This is a genomic window from Robbsia andropogonis, assembly GCF_000970345.1.
GTDB classification, from domain to species: domain Bacteria; phylum Pseudomonadota; class Gammaproteobacteria; order Burkholderiales; family Burkholderiaceae; genus Robbsia; species Robbsia andropogonis.
The window spans coordinates 1-4,193 of sequence record NZ_LAQU01000089.1 but is presented as its reverse complement, the minus strand read 5'-3'; the positions used below and the strand labels follow the sequence as shown (position 1 = coordinate 4,193).

The window sequence follows — 4,193 nt, the reverse complement described above, 5'->3', positions numbered from 1 at the left end:
AGTAAGAGCGACGATCCATGCGGATACCTTGGTGCTGTATAAATAACCAGTATTGAAGTGTACGCTATTCGCCAGCTTTCTTGGGTAACTGAAATGATGTCGTCTACGCCGACTTGCAATCCCACATGCGTGTGCCGTTGCGCTCAAAATACGCCCATCCGTCTTTGACGATCATTAACGCTTGAGGGAAGACTTGACCATACCCATTCGCTGCCGCAATGGTCGTACGCTCGCGGCGCGTCGCCCAATATTTGCCATCTGGGAGTGAGTTGGTTGTCTTAGAACTCATCGCGCCGTTCCTCGCCAGTTTCCGATCTCAAGTGCCCAAGCTTCTGTTGATCAACGCTCTGCGTTGTTCCACCAGAGCGTTGAATTCCTCTGCGGTGTCCGCAACATAGCTGCAAAACAGTTCCATAGTATCCTCGCCCTTAGCTCTCGCTACGTCGCGAAGGTGTCGCATCGTCTCGCTTTCACGTAGATCCTCAAGGCTGATACCCAAGGCGTCTGCATGTGCCTGGGTCAAGGAAGCGATCTCGATTTTGATGTTAGGGTGGCTGTCGAGGAATCGCTTTCGTCCTTTTACCAACTGATCTGCGGTGAGTTTGGTCATTTTTTCCGATTCAAGTTGCTGCCGCGCATACATGTGACGCGCGTTTGAAATCTACGCTAACCAGCATGATGCTTCCTACCCAAAAAGGGATACCCGTCACGCCGATACCAAGTTCATGTTTGTACAAAAACCAACTCAACATTCCGGCTGAGTAAAGCGCGTTAATTTCACGTTAACTAACTGGTTGACGGCGCTGAGGCAGGCGATATTCGGCCAAGTGCGCGCTCGGCCTCCCGCCAAACGCTCCCGGACAACCAACGGTAGAACAAGCGACTCGCGTTGTAACCGATTCTTCCGGCTGGTCCGGCATCGCGCCGCGCCAAGATCCGCCTGACCTCGGCTTTAACCCAATCCGGATCAAAGCCCTCGGCAAGGGCCGGTGTTGTCACGAGAAGGTTATGTCCGCACGCAGGAGCGACTTCGCGAAAAAAAATCTCCTTCAATTCTGCTATCGGAAAATTCGCCAACCTAGCGAAATCAGGGAAATGTTCCACGTCAGCTGAGGTGAAGAAATCGGCCAACTGTGTCCATATGAACTCGCGATCATTTTGACTTATCGAATTCCCCACGATCTGAACTCCTCGATCTCATCCTCGTATGCGTTGAAGGCGAATTCTGTTGCAATAGATCCGACAGCTACGCCGAGGATCGCCACAGCAATTGCGCACAATGGTGCCCCCGGCCCACACACCAACGTCGTCGCCAGTCCGGCCAAATAGCCACCTAGCACGCCCCCTTGTATTACGGTGCCCTGACGCGCAGTCTCTTGAATTTTGTTCGGAGCTGTCAGGATCGCATGAGCGGCCAAAGCCCCAGTAATCAGGATGCCGACTTTTCCTGCAACTCTCAACTTTCGCGTGCCGGCAGTCACCGCAGTATCGTTGCGACCAGCAGACTCGATGACCGAGTAGCTCACTCCATTTCGTTCCACTTCGCTCAATTCAGCAAAAGGCTTTCCGTAGGCCTTATGTGAATATTTATCGAGTGATTCTTGCAATGTTGGGCCAACTGGCTTCTTTCTCTCCGCGTAGGCACGAGCTGCTGACGACGTGACCTTACGCGTTTCCGCCAAAATTTGGTTTCTCAGTTCATTGCAATATTTTGCTCCGTCCGCGATCGAAATATGCCCCGAGCTAACCTCCGCTTGAACCATGCGGCTGACGCGCTGAATACCCGCTGTGTAACGTGCTCGAACTGCGGCGTCGCTGATTGCGTCAGTCGAAAATTTCGCCGCAGCGCTTTCAAGCGCATCCCTGGCTGATTTGAGAACGTCACCAACCAACGCGTGCTCGTGCTTGGTCTGGTATGGCCCGTGAAATGTGGCCGAGGCAGTTTGGTTTTCGGCCATTGGTCACTCCAAAATTGTAGAGATTAGAGATTCGGCCACTGATCGCGAAGCCTGCGCGTCGTCTGGCAGTAGTTCCACACGCTGGCATTCGCTACCGTTGGGGCGATCAAAAGTCACCACGTTGTTGGAGTCGAACACGCTCGTTTCGACCGAGCCATCTGCGAAATACGCCGCACAACGCATTCCTTCGCAGCTACCCGCATCGCGTAGGCGGAATCCGATCCAATGCCAGGCATCTTCCGGCGAATCCCATACAGACAACCGGGCGACGTCCGGGGTCATTCGGGCGAGATCGTCTTTACTTATAGTTTGAGCCATGGTGCGGTCGACTTCGTAGACCGGCGGGGGATAGCAGTCGCAGACGTTGACATCGCCGGAGAGTGCATATTGTCGACCGTTTTCAGCCTTCCCGGCGTGACGCGGCCCACGGGGCGAGATGTAGCCTGCCTTATTGCATGCGTTGCACCACGTCTGCATATAGAGCGTTGCCAATTGGACTCGTACCCCGTCCGGGCCTTGATACGTACTCGTAGGTAAGCCATCGACGATGACTGCGGAACCCGCACGGTCGCCTTTTGCAAGAAATGATCGGCGCATCGCGTCTCTTCAATTTATCTGCACTGCGGCGAGATCGAATGCGCTAAGAAGCTATGTCAGGCAATGATTGCTTCGATAGCCGTCAGCCCCTTAGAGCGACACAATTGAAGGTTCACTCATGCGCGCCAATGCTACGCCCACGTGCCGATTGTTATCAAGATTTACAAGTATAAATTAAGTATCAGCCATAGCTCAGGCCATAAGGTCGACGCTTTATGAAATTCGACATTTAATTGTTTTTCGTTCCCAATGTTGGCTTTGACTGACCTTTCCCGAGCGCTGTCGCTACGTGGCTATTTTTGCCCATCCCCCGAAAATTGAAAATCCTCACGAAAGGCGTGTCCAGTAAGGCTTTCCCGGTACGCTGCTGTCGCGGGTACGGCCCCAGGTGACGTTTGTTGTTGATCACCGACTATGGAGCTTAGCCGTCGCTCGCCCCTGTTCTTGTGCGCGAACGCGGCTTCGCTACAGATGAAGCGGCAGGCGCGGCCGGAATCGGTTCAAACAGTGCCTCAAGATCTTCGGCCGAGAACTTGACGGCACCAGCGGCGTCCTCGGAGAGGGTCACGTCCGCGAGGGCTGCTTTCTGTTCCTGCATTGCGACGATCTTTTCCTCGACGCTGCCAGCCGTGATCAGCTTGTAGACGTACTTGGCAACCCGCTACTCAACAACAAATACCGCCACGGCATCGCGCAAACGCGCGGCCTGATGGTCCAGCGACTGTGCGGCGGCCGCCGCCTCTTCAACCAACGCCGCGTTCGATTGCGTGACGCTGTCAAGCTGGCGAATCGCCTTGCCGATTTCTGCAATACCTTGGGTTTGATGCGACGAGGCTTGCGCGATATCGCGCATGATCTTTGTCACCGCGTCCACCGAGTGCAAGGCGTCGGTCATGGTCGTGCCGCAACGCTCGACCAGTTCCGAGCCTTGCTCGATGCGCGCGGTTGACGCCGTGAGCAAGGTCTTAATTTCCTTGGCGGCTGTCGCGCTGCGCTGCGCGAGGGACCGTACCTCGCCAGCCACCACGGCGAATCCTCGCCCGCCTTCGCCGGCGCGTGCGGCCTCCACTGCGGCATTGAGGGCAAGTATGTTGGTCTGGAACGCAATGCCGTCAATCACACTCGTGATGTCGGAGATTTTGCGTGAACTCTCGTTGATGCCGCGCATGGTTTCGACGACGTCGCCAACGGCACGCCCGCCGCGCTCGGCCGCCTCCGATGCAGTGTTGGCCAGGACGGCGCCCTGCTCGGCGTTCTTTGCGTTGCCTTCCACCGTGCTCACCAGCGCATCCAGGCTCGCGGTCGTTTGCTCAAGCGCGGCAGCTTGTTCCTCCGTCCTCACCGAGAGGTCGTCGTTGCCTGATGCAATCTCTGTCGATGCAGCCGCAATAGATTGCGTGGAGCGCTTGATGTCGGCGATCGTGCGCGCTAGCTGAGCGCGCATCTCCTTGAGCGAGAACAGCAGACTACTCGTGTCGCCGGGCCGTATGTCAATGTCCGCTGTCAAATCGCCCTGCGCAATACGCTGTGCAACACGCGCCGCTGCGGCCGGCTCACCACCGATGGATCCATACACATCAGCCGATACGCGCCAAGCGACAGCGCCCACCACGAGTGCAAGCACGACGAGCATGGCAG

5 protein-coding genes and 1 pseudogene are annotated in these 4,193 nt (G+C 56.0%); all 6 read right to left on the bottom strand.

Annotated features, from left to right (window positions below):
• Positions 1–316: 316 nt before the first annotated feature.
• A complete protein-coding gene (locus tag WM40_RS25745) occupies positions 317–610 on the bottom strand; it encodes a DUF6388 family protein (RefSeq protein WP_157685257.1) in 294 nt (97 codons plus the stop codon).
• A gap of 176 nt (positions 611–786) precedes the next feature.
• Complete coding sequence (locus WM40_RS32785; protein WP_425220275.1) at positions 787–1,179, bottom strand: DUF7079 family protein; 393 nt, start codon at positions 1,177–1,179, stop codon at positions 787–789.
• Entirely contained in the window at positions 1,164–1,958 is a 795-nt protein-coding gene (locus tag WM40_RS25740) for a hypothetical protein (RefSeq protein WP_024906097.1), read from the bottom strand. Before WM40_RS25740 ends, WM40_RS32785 begins: the two co-directional genes overlap by 16 nt.
• 3 nt (positions 1,959–1,961) lie before the next feature.
• Entirely contained in the window at positions 1,962–2,450 is a 489-nt protein-coding gene (locus WM40_RS28345) for a PAAR domain-containing protein (protein WP_157685256.1), read from the bottom strand.
• A gap of 526 nt (positions 2,451–2,976) precedes the next feature.
• A pseudogene (locus tag WM40_RS29210) lies at positions 2,977–3,204 on the bottom strand (hypothetical protein); the annotation flags it as partial.
• 12 nt (positions 3,205–3,216) lie between these two features.
• Positions 3,217–4,193 (bottom strand): methyl-accepting chemotaxis protein (locus WM40_RS25725; RefSeq protein ID WP_046154449.1); only part of this gene is annotated, 977 nt, incomplete at its 5' end.

Bases quoted from the DNA above. Each gene is read 5' to 3' on its own strand.
- WM40_RS25740 (WP_024906097.1), bottom strand. From the start codon at position 1,958: ATGGCCGAAAACCAAACTGCCTCGGCCACATTTCACGGGCCATACCAG.
- WM40_RS25745 (WP_157685257.1), bottom strand. From the start codon at position 610: ATGACCAAACTCACCGCAGATCAGTTGGTAAAAGGACGAAAGCGATTC.